The following is a 14616-nucleotide window of genomic DNA, read 5'->3' as shown; positions in this document are numbered from 1 at the left end:
ATCAGGAAGATCATGGAACACACTGAATTTAATAATGACTTGATTGAATTTCTGAACGCCTCACCCACGCCCTGGCATGCCGTGAATACCATGAAAACCCGCCTCGATGCCGCAGGTTTTCAGCAGCTGGATGAACGTGAAGAGTGGGCGCTGGAGCAGGGCAAAGGCTACTACGCCATTCGCAACGGCTCATCCATTATTGCCTTCCGTACCGGAAAGAATGGCGTGGTCAGCTCCGGTGTTCGTATGGTCGGCGCCCACACTGACAGCCCCTGCCTGAAGGTAAAGCCGACACCGGAGATCCGCCGCAAAGGTTTCTTCCAGCTCGGGGTAGAAGTCTATGGCGGTGTGTTGCTGAACCCCTGGTTTGACCGGGACCTGTCCCTGGCCGGCCGGGTAACCGTGCTGGATGAGTCCGGCAAGGTGCAGGACACCCTGGTGAACTTCCGCAAGCCTGTGGCCATTATCCCCAGCCTGGCTATTCACCTGGACAGGGAAGCCAACAGCAATCGTTCGGTCAATGCCCAGACCGACCTGCCACCGGTCGTCATGCAGGTGCCAGAGACGGATACCACGGCTTTTACCGACCTGTTGCGGGAGCAGATTGCCAGTGAATCCGGCCTGAAAGCCCGCAAGGTGCTGGGTTATGAGCTGAGCTTCTATGACGCCCAGGGCGCTTCCTACGTTGGCCTGCGGGAAGAGTTCCTGGCCTCTGCGCGGCTGGACAACCTTCTGAGCTGTTACATCGGCCTGCAGGCGTTGCTGGATACGTCCGGAGACCAGGCGGCCTTGCTGGTATGCAACGACCACGAAGAAGTGGGCAGCATGTCGGCCGAAGGCGCTCAGGGGCCATTCCTTGGTTCCGTGCTGGAACGCTGGTGTGGTGCCGGAAAGGGCAGGGCCATCGCCCGTTCCATGATGATCTCGGCCGACAACGCCCACGGCGTGCATCCTAACTTTATGGACAAGCACGATGAGAACCATGGTCCGATCCTGAACCAGGGCCCGGTGATCAAGGTTAACCACAACCAGCGTTACGCCACCAACAGCCGCTCAGCTGCATTGTATCGTCACATCAGTGACGAACTCGGCCTGCCGCACCAGACCTTTGTGGTGCGCAGTGACATGGGCTGCGGCAGCACCATCGGCCCGCTGACCGCCGGCAATCTGGGGGTAACGACCCTGGATATCGGTGTGCCGCAATTTGCCATGCATTCCATTCGGGAACTCATTGGTACCCAGGACGGCTACACCCTGTACCAGGTGTTGAAGGAATTCATGCAGCGGGAAGAAGTATTCTGAGGCAGAAAGTAAAAAGCCGCTGATTGAAACAATCAGCGGCTTTTCGGAATAAGTGGCTCCCCGACCTGGGCTCGAACCAGGGACAAACGGATTAACAGTCCGTTGCTCTACCAACTGAGCTATCGGGGAACATCATCAACGTGGCGCGCATATTAAGCGCTTTGATCAGGTTCGTCAACCCTCTGAAATGAAAGGTCAAAATTTGCACAGAAGTGCCAAAAACCGCTATCGCCCACCGGTCTGGCTGCGTAACGGACACGTGCAGTCCATCTGGCCCACGCTGTTCCGCAAGGTGCAGATGCCGGAGCCACAAACCGAAGTGATCAGCACCCCGGATGACGACCAGCTCCACCTGGACTGGTACCGCCAACACAGCAACCGCCTGGCCATTATTTCCCACGGACTGGAAGGCCACAGCCGGCGCCCCTATGTACTGGGCCTGGCCCGGGCGTTGATGGCGGCCGGCTGGGATGTGCTGGCGTGGAACTTCCGCTCCTGCGGAGGCGTGATGAACCGTCAGCCGCGGTTTTACCACAGCGGTGCTACGGAAGACCTGGAAATCGTGATCAACCACGCCCTGGGCAAAAACTACCAGAACCTGTTCCTGAGTGGTTTCAGTATGGGCGGCAACCTGACGCTCCTGTATCTTGGCCAGCAGGGTGAACAGGTAGACAGCCGCATCAGTGGTGCGGTGGTCTATTCGGTCCCGGCAGATCTCGCCGGCAGCGCCGACATGCTCGCCTTGCCCAGTCGCAAGATCTACATGCAGCGATTTTTGAACGATCTGCATGGGAAAATGCAGGAAAAATCGGAATTATTCCCTGATCTGATCGATGTGAGTGGTTTCAGGGATATCCGTAACTTCCATGAATTCGATAACCGCTACACCGCCCCCCTGCATGGTTTCAAAGATGCGCAGGACTACTGGGAGAATTGCTCGGCCCTGTTCCGGCTGAAAGATATCCGTGTACCTTCGCTGATGATCAACGCCGCAGACGACCCTTTCCTGTCTCCGGCCTGTTTCCCGGATTCAAAGAAAGTGCTGGGTTCCTATGTGAAGCTGGAAGTGCCCAAGTGGGGAGGGCACGTGGGCTTTGTGGAGCATGCGAAGGACGGTTACTACTGGTCAGAGCGACGGGCGTTAATGTTTGTTGGAAGTTAATCGGCAACCAGGGGTTCCAGCCGCGGCCAGATATTGTCCAGCAACAAAGGCTGGGCCTCCTCGGTAGGGTGAATGCCATCGCCCTGCATTAATCCGTCCTGGTCGTAGATTCCGTCAAGGAAAAACGGAACCAAAGGGACCCCGTAGCGGTCAGACAAGGTCGGGAACAGATCAGCAAACATCCGGGTATAGCGCTGGCCGTAGTTTGGCGGAATCTGCATTCCCACCAACAACGGAACCGCGCCGGAATCCTGTGCCAGCTCAATCATCCCGGCCAGGTTGGATTCGATCACGTTTGGCGGAAACCCCCGGAGGCCATCGTTACCACCCAGTTCGATCACTACGATATCCGGATCATTCTTCTCCAGCAGCCCCGGCAGGCGACGAAGGCCGCCGTCTGTGGTTTCGCCGCTGATGCTGGCATTCACGACCTGCCAGTCCAGCCCTTGTCCGGACAGCCTTTCCCTGAGCAGCTCTACCCACGCTGTTTCAGAGGGTACGCCGTAGGCGGCACTGATGCTGTCGCCGACCACCAGCAGAGTGTTCTGGCTGGCCAGAGCCGGCAGCGAAACCATGGCAAACGCTGCGATGACCAATGATCTGACGAACGTGGATATCGTATGCATAGTAAAGTCGTATACCCTTAAACAATTCATGAACATCCAGAACCAGACAACGGAGCAACCGTGAACCAGATGACGGATCTCAGTAAAACCGATACCAGCCCGATGCTGCGCGTAACAGACCTGACCCACAAGGTCAGCCTGGAAGCTGATACGTTGACGATCTTGCAGGGGGTCAATCTGGAAATCAATCGGGGAGAGTCCGTAGCCATTGTTGGCCGCTCCGGTTCCGGCAAAACCACGTTACTTGGATTGCTGGCGGGCCTGGATACCCCCAGCGAAGGCAAGGTCGAGCTGGACGGCTCTGAAATCAGCCGTCTGAGCGAGGACGAACGCGCCAGGCTGCGGGCCCGGCGGGTGGGCTTCGTGTTCCAGTCGTTCCAGCTGTTGCCGGCCCTGAGTGCCCTGGAAAATGTCATGCTGCCGCTGGAGCTTGCCGGCATCGAAGCGCCGGAGAAACGGGCCCGGGAACTGCTGGAACGGGTTGGCCTGGGTGAGCGCCTGAGCCACACGCCCCGGCAGCTCTCCGGCGGCGAGCAGCAGCGGGTAGCGATTGCCCGGGCGTTTGCTTCCGACCCTGTGATCCTGTTTGCCGACGAACCCACCGGTAACCTCGATAACCGCACCGGCCAGGCAGTGTCCGACCTGCTGATGGACCTGAACCGGGAGCAGGGCACCACACTGGTGATGGTCACCCACGATGACCGCCTGGCGGCCCGCTGTGGCCGGCAGCTGCATATTGAAGCGGGTGTGCTCACCGAGCCGGAGCTGGTGGAAGAGGTGTCTGGCTGATGGCAGCATCACAGAAGCTCATGTCCGTCAGCCGGGACTGGCGCGAACGAGACGTTCGGGTGGTCCTGGTTGCCCTGATTATCGCCGTGGCCACGGTGGCTACCATCGCCCTGTTTGCAAGCCAGTTGCAGCGCACTCTGGTCTCCTCGGCCAGCTCCTTCCTGGCGGCTGATCGCCAGCTGGAAGCCGAAAATGGCCGGCCGGTACCGGCAGGCTGGATTGAGGAAGCGCGTGATCGCGGTATCGAAACCGGCCAGATGATCGAATTTTCCACCATGGTGTTCGGTGAAAGCGGTTTTCAGCTGGTGTCGGTAAAGGCGGTCAGCGACGAATATCCGCTGCGCGGTGACATTGAAGTGCAATCCCGTGCCGAGGGTACTCGCTCAATTGTGGGGTCTGGCCCTGCCAAAGGCGAGATCTGGATCAACCCGCGCCTGCTGCGCTTGCTGGAGCTGGACGTTGGCGACACGCTGGAAGTCGGCAACCTGAAACTTGAGATTTCAAACCTGCTGTTACGTGAGCCCGATGGCGGTTTCCGGCTTTCATCGCTGGCGCCCCGGGTGATGATGCACGTAGACGATGTTCCGGCTACCGGAGTGCTTCAGGAAGGCAGTCGGGTGGAATACATCTATCTGTTTGCCGGTGCCGAAAACCTGTTAAACGATTACTACCAGTGGCTGGAACCGCAACTGGAGCCGAGCCATGAATGGGAAGGCGTGAGGGATGGCGAAACCTTCTCCCGCTCCCTTGAGCGGGCCGAACGCTTCTTGCTGCTTGGCGGCAGCCTGGCGGTTCTGCTGGCAGCGGTGGCGGTTGCCGTGGCCAGTCGCCAGTACGCATTGTCGCAACGGGACACGGTGGCACTGCTGAAAACGCTGGGGCTTACCGGTAAGGGCATCGGCCGATTGTACCTTCGCCGCCTGGCCCTGTGGGGCGTGGCGGGCATTATTGGTGGGCTGGTGCTGGCGCTGCCGCTGTTCTGGCTGCTGGCCAGGATGCTTGGCAGTGTGCTGGAGCGCCCGGTTGATATTTATCTCGACCCTGCAGCCCTGGCGCCGGCGCTGCTGACCGCGCTGGTATCCTTGTTCGCCTTCGCGTACCCGCCGGTTCGCCGCCTGCGCAATGTGCCGGCTATGCGGGTGCTGCGCTCCCAGCCCGGGGAAACCGGCCGGGAAGCCGTTCCGGACCTGGTCATCGCCGTGCTGGCCATCTTCGGGCTGGTGTGGATGTATGCCGGCGAACTTGCCCTGGTGGCATCGCTGCTGGGCGGGCTGGTGTTATTGCTGGCAGTGCTGGGGCTGGTGGGCTGGTTGATGGTCTCGGTGCTGCGCAAAGTGCGCGGTGGTGGCAACGCCTGGCGCCTGGCCCTTGTTGGCCTTTATCGGCACCGTCAGGCCAGCATGGCGCAAATGGCGGTATTTGCCATGACCCTGATGCTGGCGGCGACATTGGTGCTGGTCCGTTCGTCCCTGCTGGACGACTGGCAGGCCCAGCTTCCGGACGATGCTCCCAATCACTTCCTGATAAACATAGCGCCGGACACGGTGGACGAGGTTGATGCCTATTGGGCGCAGCAGGGATCGCCCCTGGACACCGTCTATCCCATGGTGCGTGGCCGTTTGACCGAACTGAACGACCAGCCTGTGAAAGAAGCGGTCAGTAAGGATGAGCGAATTAACGCGCTTAACCGGGAGCTGAACCTGACCTGGATGGAAGACCTGCCCGAAGACAACCGGATTGTGGAAGGCGAGTGGTTTGCTGCGGGCGTAACCGAGGGGGTCTCGGTGGAAGCCGAGCTGGCGGAGAGGCTGGGGCTGAAACTTGGCGACCGGCTGACCTTTACCATAGGCTCGGAACAGGTCACCGAGCCGGTCGTCAGTATCCGTACCGTGCAATGGGACAGCATGAAGCCGAACTTCTACATTGCCTTTCCCCCGGACGGCGGCCTGACCGACATGCCGGCTACCTGGATTACCAGTTTCCATCTGGGGGCCAGCAACAAGGTGGCCCTGAACGAGTTTTCGCGCCGTTTTCCCACGGTGTCGGTGCTGGAGATCGATCACATTATCGAGCGCATCCAGGATATCGTCCGCCAGGTCACCCAGGCCATTGAGGCCATTCTGGCGCTGATTCTTGCGGCGGCACTGGTTGTGATGGCGGCGGTCGTCAGCGCGACCTTGCGGGACCGTCAGCGTGAAGGTGCCCTGTTGCGGACGCTGGGCGGCCAACAATCTCTGCTGGTGCGCAGCACCATGCTCGAGTTTGCCTTGCTTGGGTTCGTTGCCGGGATATTGGGCGTGCTGGCGGCGGAAGCGGCGGTTTATGCCTTGCAGGTGAGAATGTTCGAGGGCAGTTTTCAGTGGCATTGGGAAGTGATGCTGCCAGTGCCATTGATCAGCGCGTTGCTGCTGGCCCTGTTTGGCCGCTGGCAGTTGCGGCCGGTACTCAGCGTGTCACCCATGCTGTTGCTGCGCCGGCTCGAGTGAGCCGGCAATGACGGCGTTTTAGCGGTAATTGGCGAGAATGGCGTCCAGTTCGCCATTCTCGCGAATCAGTTCCAGTTCCCGGTTGAAGGATTCGGCGAAGTCCGTCCAGTCAGGCCTCAACATCAGCCGGAACCCATACTGGCTGATGGCTTTGTCCGAGCTTCTGAACTCATCCGCCATGCCTTCATTTCTCAGTATCCACTTGCCCACCAGGCGATCTGCCAGCGCAGTATCGAATCGGTCGCCGTGTTGCAGGAAGCGGAACATGTCACGGTCACGGGAAACGTCAAAGCGCCGGATACGCTGGTCTTCGAAATAGGGGGCCAGGGTGGGATAGAGGTAGCCCAGGTGAGTTACCACGGTTTTCCCGAAAAGGTCGCTGGGATGTTCGAAATCCAGGTCTGAAACTTCAGGAAAGAAAAACACTTCTTCCACATTCACAACAGGATCCGTGAACAGAAACTTTTCCGGTTCTTCGGTCCATTCGATGGCTCTGGGCGTGCCATCGATGTACCCGTCTTCCAGCATCTGGTCTACCCGTTTGCGCGGTATCTTTCGTGGCTCGACCTGGTAGCCGAGCCGCGGAACGATCAGTTCCACCACATCCCACATAATACCGGCAGGCTCGGAGTCCTGGACGATCAGGTACGGGGGGTAGCCGTTAGGGGATACATTGAAGTGGAAAACCCCCGGGCCGGTTTCTCCGCTATAGGCTGCCATGGAAAAGCAGCCTGCGGTTATCAGCCCGGAGAGTGTCCGGAAACCAATGCTCTTGAGGTGTCGGACCAGTTTAGTCATCGCAAGAAACTCTGGTGGAAGCGGCCTATGCTTTGAAAATGCACTTATCCGGCCAACTCCCTGCCAGTGCGCTTGCCAAATATTACCGTTTTATCCGTTTGTTTCAATGATTTTGAGTCCGTGTTCAGGCCCAGGCCCGGCGGAGAACGCTCAATGCGTCCTCGAGGGTCACCTCTCTGGGGTTGAACATGATGGAGCCGTCGTCCAGTGCCTGACGGGCAATCGCCTCCAGTTGGGTTTCCAGTACCTTGCCGGTTTCCTTCAGGGTACGGGGCAACTCACAGCGCTTGTGCAGGGCATCACGAAGCTTGCGGATGGCGGAGATGCTGGCTTCGGCACGGCGGGAAGCCGGAGTGGCAGAATAGACCTCCGGGCCTTCCAGATACAGCAGCAATTCGCCCAGAGACTCACGGATGCTTTCAAGGTTGAACTCCAGCACGTACGGCAGGTACAAGCTCATGCACAGGCCGTGGGGCAGATGGCAGATGGCACCGGTGGCGTGCCCCAGGGAGTGCACCAGCCCTACCATGGAGTTGGAGAAGGCGATACCGGCCATGGTTGAGGCCTGAGCCAGCTCTAACCGGCCGTCCCGGTCTTTCGGGTTGTCCATCACCGCCAGCAGGGACTGGCTGATTTTCTTGATGGCGGCGGTGGCGTAGGCATCGCTTAACGGATTCTTGGCCATGCAAGTGAAGGCTTCAACGGCATGGGTAAGGGCGTCCATGCCGGTGGCGGCGGTAATGTGCGGCGGCAGCGTCAGGGTCATGCGCGGGTCTATAATCGCGGCATTCGGCAGCAGGAAGCTGGAGGTGAACGGCAGCTTGACGCCTTTCTTTTCGTCGGTAATGACCGCCACCGAGGTAACCTCGGAGCCCGTGCCGGCAGTTGTGGGTACTACGAAAAAGGGCTTGAGCGGATGTTTGAGCACGCCCGCGCCGGTGTACCTGGCAATGTCATCGCCACCCTCGGACACCAGGATGTTGACGGCCTTTCCGGTATCGATGGCGGATCCGCCACCGACGGCAATGATGGAGTCGCATTTTTCCTTGCGATAAACAGCGGCAATGTCCCGTACCACGGTCGTGGAGGAATCCGGCGGCACATCGTCATAGATAGAGACAATCTCCAGCCCGCTCTCTTCACAGGCTGCAATCACCGGGTCCAGCAGGCCGGCGGCCCGCACACCCTTGTCAGTAATAATCATCGGCCGTTTGGCAGCAAGTCCGGTCAGTTCGTACGGAATATGCTCCAGGGCGGCTTTACCGGCAATCACTTTTACCGGGCAGAAGAACTCGTAGTATTTGTTAGTCATTATGCTCTCACTGTCTCGACAAATTGGGTGGCAACTTTCAGGTAGATGCGGGCTGAGCTCATGAGTTTCTCCGGCAGGTGGAGGTCTGCGGGGTATTCCTTGACCGCCCGCTGTGCCACGAGTTTTGGAAGGATGAACGACTCAAGGCGGTTCAGCACCCGGGTCATACGCACGGCGTAGCTGACATCGCCATCCACCAGCATGCGATCGTTGGCGAAGGCAACAGAGGTTTTCTCCTGGAACGACAACACCAGGAACGCGTGGGCCATGTGTTTGAACTGGATAGACAGGTCCACGGGGCGCGGGGCGGTGTCACCGTGAAAGTGCAATTTGCCGTCGCCGGTGTGTTCCACAATCAGTTTCGGCCCGTTGGGCATAACCTGCATCTCGAACAGAAAACCTTCGGGCAGGGCGCGGACTTCTTCGCGGGTGGGTTCGTCTACGTCACTGATCGCCTGCAGTGCCCGGCCCATTACCTGGAACATCAGTTCCACATAATTACGCCTGGCCTGAAACATCATCGGTTGGAGTCGCTTGAGGAGCATGTTCGCAATCCGGTTGTTGTTGGTTTCAGTGATTTTTAGAGTTATTGCTCTAGAAGTCAATGCATTCAGTGACACGAACTCCGCGTCAGGCTGGCAAATTGACCGGGCACAAAAAACCGGAGGCTTGTGGCCTCCGGTTCCCGGGCTTGCGGCGTTGCCGTCAGTTGGTCATGGCGGCGAGTTTACGCTTGGCTTCCTCGCCCACATCGCCACCGGCTTCGGCAGCGGCTGCATAGTATTGCACCGCCTCGTCTCTCCGCCCTTGCTGCCGGGAAATATCCCCCAGCCGCAGGTAAGCGATAGAGGTGGGCACCACCTGATTCGCCCGTTCAAGGTGTTCGCGGGCTTTGGTGAGGTTGTTCAGTTGCAGCTCGTTCAGGCCGTTGTAAAGCTGGTACTCGAACATTTCCGGATACAGCGAGACGGCTTTGTCGAAGTCGGCACGGGCTTTCTCAGCCTGGTCCTGTGCCTTGTAGATGCGGCCACGCAGGGCATAGAACATGGCTTCACGGGGTTCTGCCTTAATGGCCTGGTTTACCGAAGCCAGGGCTGCCTCGTAATCCCCCTCGGACGCCAGTTTCATGGCTTTGTCGTGGGCATCGTAGGCGGGTTGGAGTTGTTTGATTTTGGCAATCCGGCGCTGGTACACGTCCCGGCCCCGGTAGCCGCCCCCACCGAGTTCCTGCACCAGTTGCTGGTTCGCCTCCACCCGACGGGCGGAGGGCGGGTGGCTGGCAAACAGCCCGCTCAGCCAGTTGCTCTCCCGGCCTTCGGAGAGTTGAAGGAAAATTTCCTGGAGTTCCACGGCTGCCTGGGGATCATAGCCTGCCGCTTTCATGTATTCGATGCCATAGGCATCCGATTCCAGTTCGTCGCCCTGGCTGTACCGTGCCAGCGCCAGCTGTGCGCCAACGGCTGCGCCTCCCATAATCAGGCTTGCCCATTCATTGTCAGAGACCGCAATGCCGATTCCCGCCATGCCTGCACTGATCAGCATGCCTTGCTGCATACGCTGAACGCTGTGGCGGGCCGCAGCGTGAACAATTTCATGGCCCAGTACCGACGCCAGCTGGGCTTCGTCTTCAAGCTTCACCAACAACCCCCGGTTGATGGCAATCTTGCCCCCCGGCAGGGCCCAGGCGTTGGGTACACTGTTGTTCAGCACCACGAAATCGTAGGGGAGGTCCGGACGATCACTGACCTGCGCCATCTTCATGCCGACTTCCCGAACGTACACCGTCAGCTCAGGGTCAATATAGAACTGACCGCCCTGGGTTTGTTGGGTAGGGGTGTACTGTTCTGCGCCCAGAGCGAGTTCTTCGCTTTCCGAGATCAGGGACAGCTGCTTCTTGCCGGTCACCGGATTCACGGCGCAGCCCGCCAGGGCAAACAGCAAAGAAAGAACGACACACAAACGGGCGAGAGATCCGGATATCACGTTTTACTCCTTGATGGGTCAGCAACCAACGTCCTGTTCAGGGGCCGGCCATTCATGATGCTGTTTTTATAGCACAGCCAGGCGGTGGTTTCCTCGCCTGTACTGGCGGGGATGTGGCCGGGCCACCGCCCTTGGCGTATCATATCAGCACATTGAATAATCACCGAAATTGGCCCGGATACCGCTACCTGTGACAACGCATTACCTGGATTTTCTGGCACTGATCTGGTTTCTGGCTTGCTGGGGTGGCTATACCTGGTACTCCCGTAACCGGGCGGATTCTCGGTCTTGCCTCTCCAACACGCTGGACCTCTACCGGGAAGACTGGATGAGGGTGATGCTCAAGCGGGACAACCGCATCTCCGACGCCTCTGTGGTGGGTAACCTCGAGCGCAACGGCGCGTTCTTTGCCTCCAGCTGCCTGCTGATCCTTGCGGGTATCATCACGGCACTGGGTTACACCAGTGAAGCCATGGAAGTGTTCGCCACCATGCCGTTCGGGGCCGTACCCTCCCGGGAAATCTGGGAATTGCGGCTGGTGGTGCTGATGGTGGTGTTTGTTTACGCCTTTTTTAAATTCACCTGGTCGATGCGCATGTACAACTTCGTGGCGGTGATGATCGGCAGCGCCCCCATGCCCGACGACAGCAAAACCAGCCCGGCGGCGAGGGAGGCCTTTGCCCGCAGTGCCGGCGCCATCTGCAACCAGGCGGGCGATACCTTTAACCTTGGCCTGCGTTCCTATTACTATGCGCTCGCCGTGGTGGCCTGGTTCATACACCCGCTGGCCCTGATTGCGGCGGCGACGCTGGTGGTATACGTGCTCTACCGCAGGGAATTCCACTCTGATGCGCTGGCATCCTTGCGTGCCGGCAAAGTATTTGAAGAAGCCACCCCCGCCCGCACGGGTGACGATGCAAAAACGAAAAACTGACCTGCAGGATTTTCCTGAATGAATGACGAAACCCGAATTAACCGGGTGAACCGGTTTTTGAACACGCTCAACCAGGCCCGGGAACTCGGCCTGGCCGCAAGGGAAGCGGGTGAAGGCTACCTGGTCATGGAGCTGCCCTACAGCGACAAAATCATCGGTAACCCTGACACCGGCGTGATCCACGGTGGCGCCATCACCACCCTGATGGACACCACCTCCGGCTCGGTGATGATCTGCGCCCTGGAAGAATTCGAACTCTGCCCGACCCTGGACTTGCGGGTAGATTACATGCGCCCGGCAGAACCCCATAAACCGGTCTTCGCCCGGGCCGAAACCTACAAGATCACCAAGAACATCATCTTCACCCGCTGCGAAGCCTACCAGGAAGGCGGCGAAACCATCGCCAACTGCGTGGGCACCTTCATGCGCATCGGCAAAGAAGCCACGCCTAAAAGCTACCGCGACCTGATCACCGGAGGCGCCGAATGACCGACCCGGAAATCCTCAAGCACACCCGGGAAAGCGGCGACTTCTCCAGAATGCTCGACGCCGTACCCTACGCCAAGTGGATCGGCCTGCAGTGCGAGCGCTTCGGTGACGACCTGATTTTCCGCTTGCCCAAGAAAGAAGAAAACCTCGGCAACCCCATCCTGCCCGCCATCCACGGTGGCGTGATTGGCGGCTTTATGGAAATGTCTGCGGCGATCTACCTGATGATGTCCCAGGACACCTTCAGAATGCCCAGAATCGTCGACTTCTCCCTCGACTACCTGCGCGCCGGTCTCAACCGTGAAACCTACGCCGAATGCCGCCTGACCCGCCAGGGCAACCGGGTAGCCAACGTAATGATCACCGCCTGGCAAAAATCCCGTTCCCAGCCCATAGCCACGGCCCGCGCGCACTTCCTTCTCGAAGACTGAATTGGTTCTGGCCGGGGTTGAAATGCCCCGGTCGACCCCCATCTCTGGTTCAAGAAATTTCAGCATTGGTGCAGGCAAGCGGGTGGGGATGGCTTTCCGAAACACGCCTCGAGACGTCCCTGTGCGGCTCGGGCTCCGCCATCCATGGCTCCGCACGGTTTCGGAAAGCCATCCCCACCCACTTGCCCAGACATCGTGCTTTCACTGGACCAACTCAAAAGTTGGGTGGCCTGGGCCGGTAGGTTCTTCCAAAACCTTGCGGAGCCATGGATGGCGGAGCAGAGCGTACATGGACGTATTCACAGCGTGTTTTGGAAGAACCTACCGGCCCAGGCCGCTCCACCAAAAGTTAGAACCCGAGCAGGAGAAAACAAAGCCATGACGGTAGAAACCAGCAAAGAGACACTAGGATTCCAGACCGAAGTGAAGCAACTGCTTCACCTGATGATCCACTCTCTGTACTCGAACAAGGAAATCTTCCTTCGTGAGCTCATCTCAAACGCCTCAGACGCCGAAGACAAACTCCGCTTCGCCGCCCTGAAAGACGACAAACTCTACGAAGGCGATTCCGAACTCAAAATCCGCCTGGATTACGACAAAGACGCCGGCACCATCACCATTGCCGACAACGGCATCGGCATGACCCGTGACGATGTGATTGCCAACCTTGGCACCATCGCCCGCTCCGGTACTGCAGAGTTCCTCAAGCAGTTGTCGGGTGACGAAAAGAAAGACAGCAAGCTGATCGGCCAGTTTGGTGTGGGCTTCTACTCTGCCTTCATCGTGGCGGACAAGGTAGATGTATTCACCCGCCGTGCCGGTGCACCGGTCGAAGAGGGTGTGCATTGGGAGTCCAAGGGCGATGGCGAGTTCACCATCGAGCCGGTGAGCCGTGAGCAGCGCGGTACCGAAATCGTGCTGCACCTGAAAGCCGAAGACAAAGAGTTTGCGGATGGCTGGAAGCTGCGCAGCCTGGTGAAGAAGTACTCTGATCACATCTCCTTCCCGGTCGTGATGAAAGCCGAGTCCGAGGAAGAGGACAAGAAGGGTGAAGATGAGACGGTCAACGATGCCACCGCCCTGTGGACGCTGCCCCGTACCGAGATCAAGGACGAAGAGTACAAGGAGTTCTATAAGCACATCGCCCACGACTTCGAAGACCCGCTCACCTGGTCCCACAACAAGGTGGAAGGCAAGCTGGACTACACCAGCCTGCTGTATATCCCGAAGCGTGCGCCGTTTGACCTGTATAACCGCGAAGCGCCCCGTGGCCTGAAGCTGTATGTTCAGCGTGTATTCATCATGGACGACGCCGAGCAGTTCCTGCCGTTGTACCTGCGTTTCGCCAAGGGTGTGATCGATTCCAACGACCTGTCCCTGAACGTATCGCGGGAAATCCTGCAGAACGACAGCACCGTGGAGAGCATCCGCACTGCCATGACCAAGCGGGTGCTGGACATGTTGTCGAAGCTGGCCAAGAAAGAGGGTGATGACTACCAGGGCTTCTGGGACGAGTTCGGCACCGTGCTGAAAGAAGGCCCGGCCGAAGACTTCAGCAACCGCGAGAAAATTGCCGGCTTGCTGCGGTTTGCCTCTACCCACACTGGTGAGTCGACCCAGAACGTCTCTCTGGACGAGTACATCGGCCGGATGAAAGACGGCCAGAAAAAGATCTACTACATTACCGGCGACAACTTCGCGGCCACCAAGAGCAGCCCGCACCTGGAAGTGTTCCGCAAGAAGGGCATCGAGGTACTCATCCTGTCGGATCGTATCGACGAGTGGATGATGGGTTACCTGAACGAATACGACAGCAAGCAGTTCCAGGACGTTGCCCGTGGTGACTTGGACCTTGGCGAAGTGGAAACCGAGGAAGACAAGAAGCACCAGGAAGAAGCGGCCAAGGAGCACAAGGACCTGCTGGAGCGTATCAAGAAGGTGCTGGACGATCAGGTGCAGGAAGTGCGGGTAACCAACCGCCTGACCGATTCACCGGCGTGCCTGGTGGTTGGCCAGTTCGATATGGGCGCCCAGATGAAGAAGATCATGGAAGCTGCCGGCCAGAAAGTGCCGGAGAGCAAGCCGATCTTTGAAATCAACGTGGACCACCCGCTGGTGCAGCGCCTGGAAACCGAGCAGGGCGAGGAGCGCTTCAAGGAGCTGTCTGCGGTTCTGTTTGACCAGGCCACATTGGCCAGCGGTGAACAGCTGAAAGATCCCGGTGCCTATGTCAGCCGCCTGAACCGGTTGCTGCTGGAACTTGCGAACTGATAGCGATCGTTACTGTGGTTGAGAAAAAGGGGC

The 14616-nt window shown here is 58.8% G+C and carries 13 protein-coding genes and 1 tRNA gene; 8 read left to right on the top strand and 6 right to left on the bottom strand.

The features are described 5' to 3' along the window. Positions 1 to 12: 12 nt before the first annotated feature. A complete protein-coding gene (locus LWH94_RS05270; protein ID WP_232901472.1) occupies positions 13 to 1302 on the top strand; it encodes a M18 family aminopeptidase in 1290 nt (429 codons plus the stop codon). A 53-nt stretch (positions 1303 to 1355) separates the two neighbouring features. Here LWH94_RS05270 and LWH94_RS05265 read toward each other — a convergent pair. Then, positions 1356 to 1431, bottom strand: a tRNA-Asn gene (locus LWH94_RS05265). A 73-nt stretch (positions 1432 to 1504) separates the two neighbouring features. On the opposite strand from LWH94_RS05265, the gene LWH94_RS05260 reads away from it, so the two are divergent. Then, positions 1505 to 2464: a YheT family hydrolase gene (locus tag LWH94_RS05260; protein ID WP_227498322.1), complete on the top strand. Its 960-nt coding sequence runs from the start codon at positions 1505 to 1507 to the stop codon at positions 2462 to 2464. Here the strand turns inward: LWH94_RS05260 and LWH94_RS05255 are convergent. Beyond that, complete coding sequence (locus LWH94_RS05255; RefSeq protein ID WP_232901471.1) at positions 2461 to 3090, bottom strand: arylesterase; 630 nt, start codon at positions 3088 to 3090, stop codon at positions 2461 to 2463. The two genes, LWH94_RS05260 and LWH94_RS05255, sit on opposite strands and share 4 nt — an antisense overlap. A 69-nt stretch (positions 3091 to 3159) precedes the next feature. Between LWH94_RS05255 and LWH94_RS05250 the strand changes: the two genes are divergently transcribed. Further along, positions 3160 to 3879: an ABC transporter ATP-binding protein gene (locus tag LWH94_RS05250; protein ID WP_232901495.1), complete on the top strand. Its 720-nt coding sequence runs from the start codon at positions 3160 to 3162 to the stop codon at positions 3877 to 3879. Beyond that, entirely contained in the window at positions 3879 to 6365 is a 2487-nt protein-coding gene (locus LWH94_RS05245; protein WP_232901470.1) for an ABC transporter permease, read from the top strand. Before LWH94_RS05250 ends, LWH94_RS05245 begins: the two co-directional genes overlap by 1 nt. A gap of 18 nt (positions 6366 to 6383) precedes the next feature. Here the strand turns inward: LWH94_RS05245 and LWH94_RS05240 are convergent, their stop codons facing one another. From LWH94_RS05240 to LWH94_RS05225, 4 genes are all read right to left on the bottom strand, one after another. After that, the gene (locus LWH94_RS05240) at positions 6384 to 7163 is read right to left on the bottom strand and encodes a substrate-binding periplasmic protein (RefSeq protein ID WP_058340498.1); all 780 of its coding nucleotides are present in this window, start codon (positions 7161 to 7163) and stop codon (positions 6384 to 6386) included. A gap of 124 nt (positions 7164 to 7287) precedes the next feature. Next, positions 7288 to 8475 carry an iron-containing alcohol dehydrogenase gene (locus LWH94_RS05235; protein WP_232901469.1) on the bottom strand — a complete coding sequence of 396 codons (1188 nt, stop codon included), beginning with the start codon at positions 8473 to 8475 and terminating at the stop codon, positions 7288 to 7290. Beyond that, positions 8475 to 9020 carry a hypothetical protein gene (locus tag LWH94_RS05230; RefSeq protein WP_058340500.1) on the bottom strand — a complete coding sequence of 182 codons (546 nt, stop codon included), beginning with the start codon at positions 9018 to 9020 and terminating at the stop codon, positions 8475 to 8477. The genes LWH94_RS05235 and LWH94_RS05230 overlap by 1 nt, the downstream gene beginning before the upstream one ends. 160 nt (positions 9021 to 9180) lie before the next feature. After that, positions 9181 to 10458, bottom strand: a complete 1278-nt coding sequence (locus tag LWH94_RS05225) for a M48 family metalloprotease (protein ID WP_442914966.1) — start codon at positions 10456 to 10458, stop codon at positions 9181 to 9183. 190 nt (positions 10459 to 10648) lie between these two features. Here LWH94_RS05225 and LWH94_RS05220 point away from each other — a divergent pair, with 190 nt between their 5' ends. The 4 genes from LWH94_RS05220 to htpG all read left to right on the top strand — a co-directional run bounded on the left by LWH94_RS05220 (position 10649) and on the right by htpG (position 14583). Beyond that, positions 10649 to 11392 (top strand): DUF599 domain-containing protein, encoded by a 744-nt coding sequence (locus LWH94_RS05220; protein ID WP_232901468.1) that lies wholly within the window; start codon positions 10649 to 10651, stop codon positions 11390 to 11392. 18 nt (positions 11393 to 11410) lie between these two features. Further along, on the top strand, positions 11411 to 11881 hold the full coding sequence (locus LWH94_RS05215; RefSeq protein WP_232901467.1) for a PaaI family thioesterase: 471 nt from the start codon (positions 11411 to 11413) through the stop codon (positions 11879 to 11881). Further along, on the top strand, positions 11878 to 12312 hold the full coding sequence (locus tag LWH94_RS05210) for a PaaI family thioesterase (protein ID WP_022989169.1): 435 nt from the start codon (positions 11878 to 11880) through the stop codon (positions 12310 to 12312). Before LWH94_RS05215 ends, LWH94_RS05210 begins: the two co-directional genes overlap by 4 nt. A gap of 378 nt (positions 12313 to 12690) precedes the next feature. Then, positions 12691 to 14583 carry a molecular chaperone HtpG gene (htpG, locus tag LWH94_RS05205; protein ID WP_232901466.1) on the top strand — a complete coding sequence of 631 codons (1893 nt, stop codon included), beginning with the start codon at positions 12691 to 12693 and terminating at the stop codon, positions 14581 to 14583. Positions 14584 to 14616 lie beyond the last annotated feature (33 nt).

It is taken from the genome of Marinobacter sp. G11 (assembly GCF_021282325.1).
Classification (GTDB): Bacteria; Pseudomonadota; Gammaproteobacteria; order Pseudomonadales; family Oleiphilaceae; genus Marinobacter; species Marinobacter vinifirmus.
Note: the sequence above shows the minus strand (reverse complement) of the source record. Positions and strands in the feature narration are given on the sequence as shown.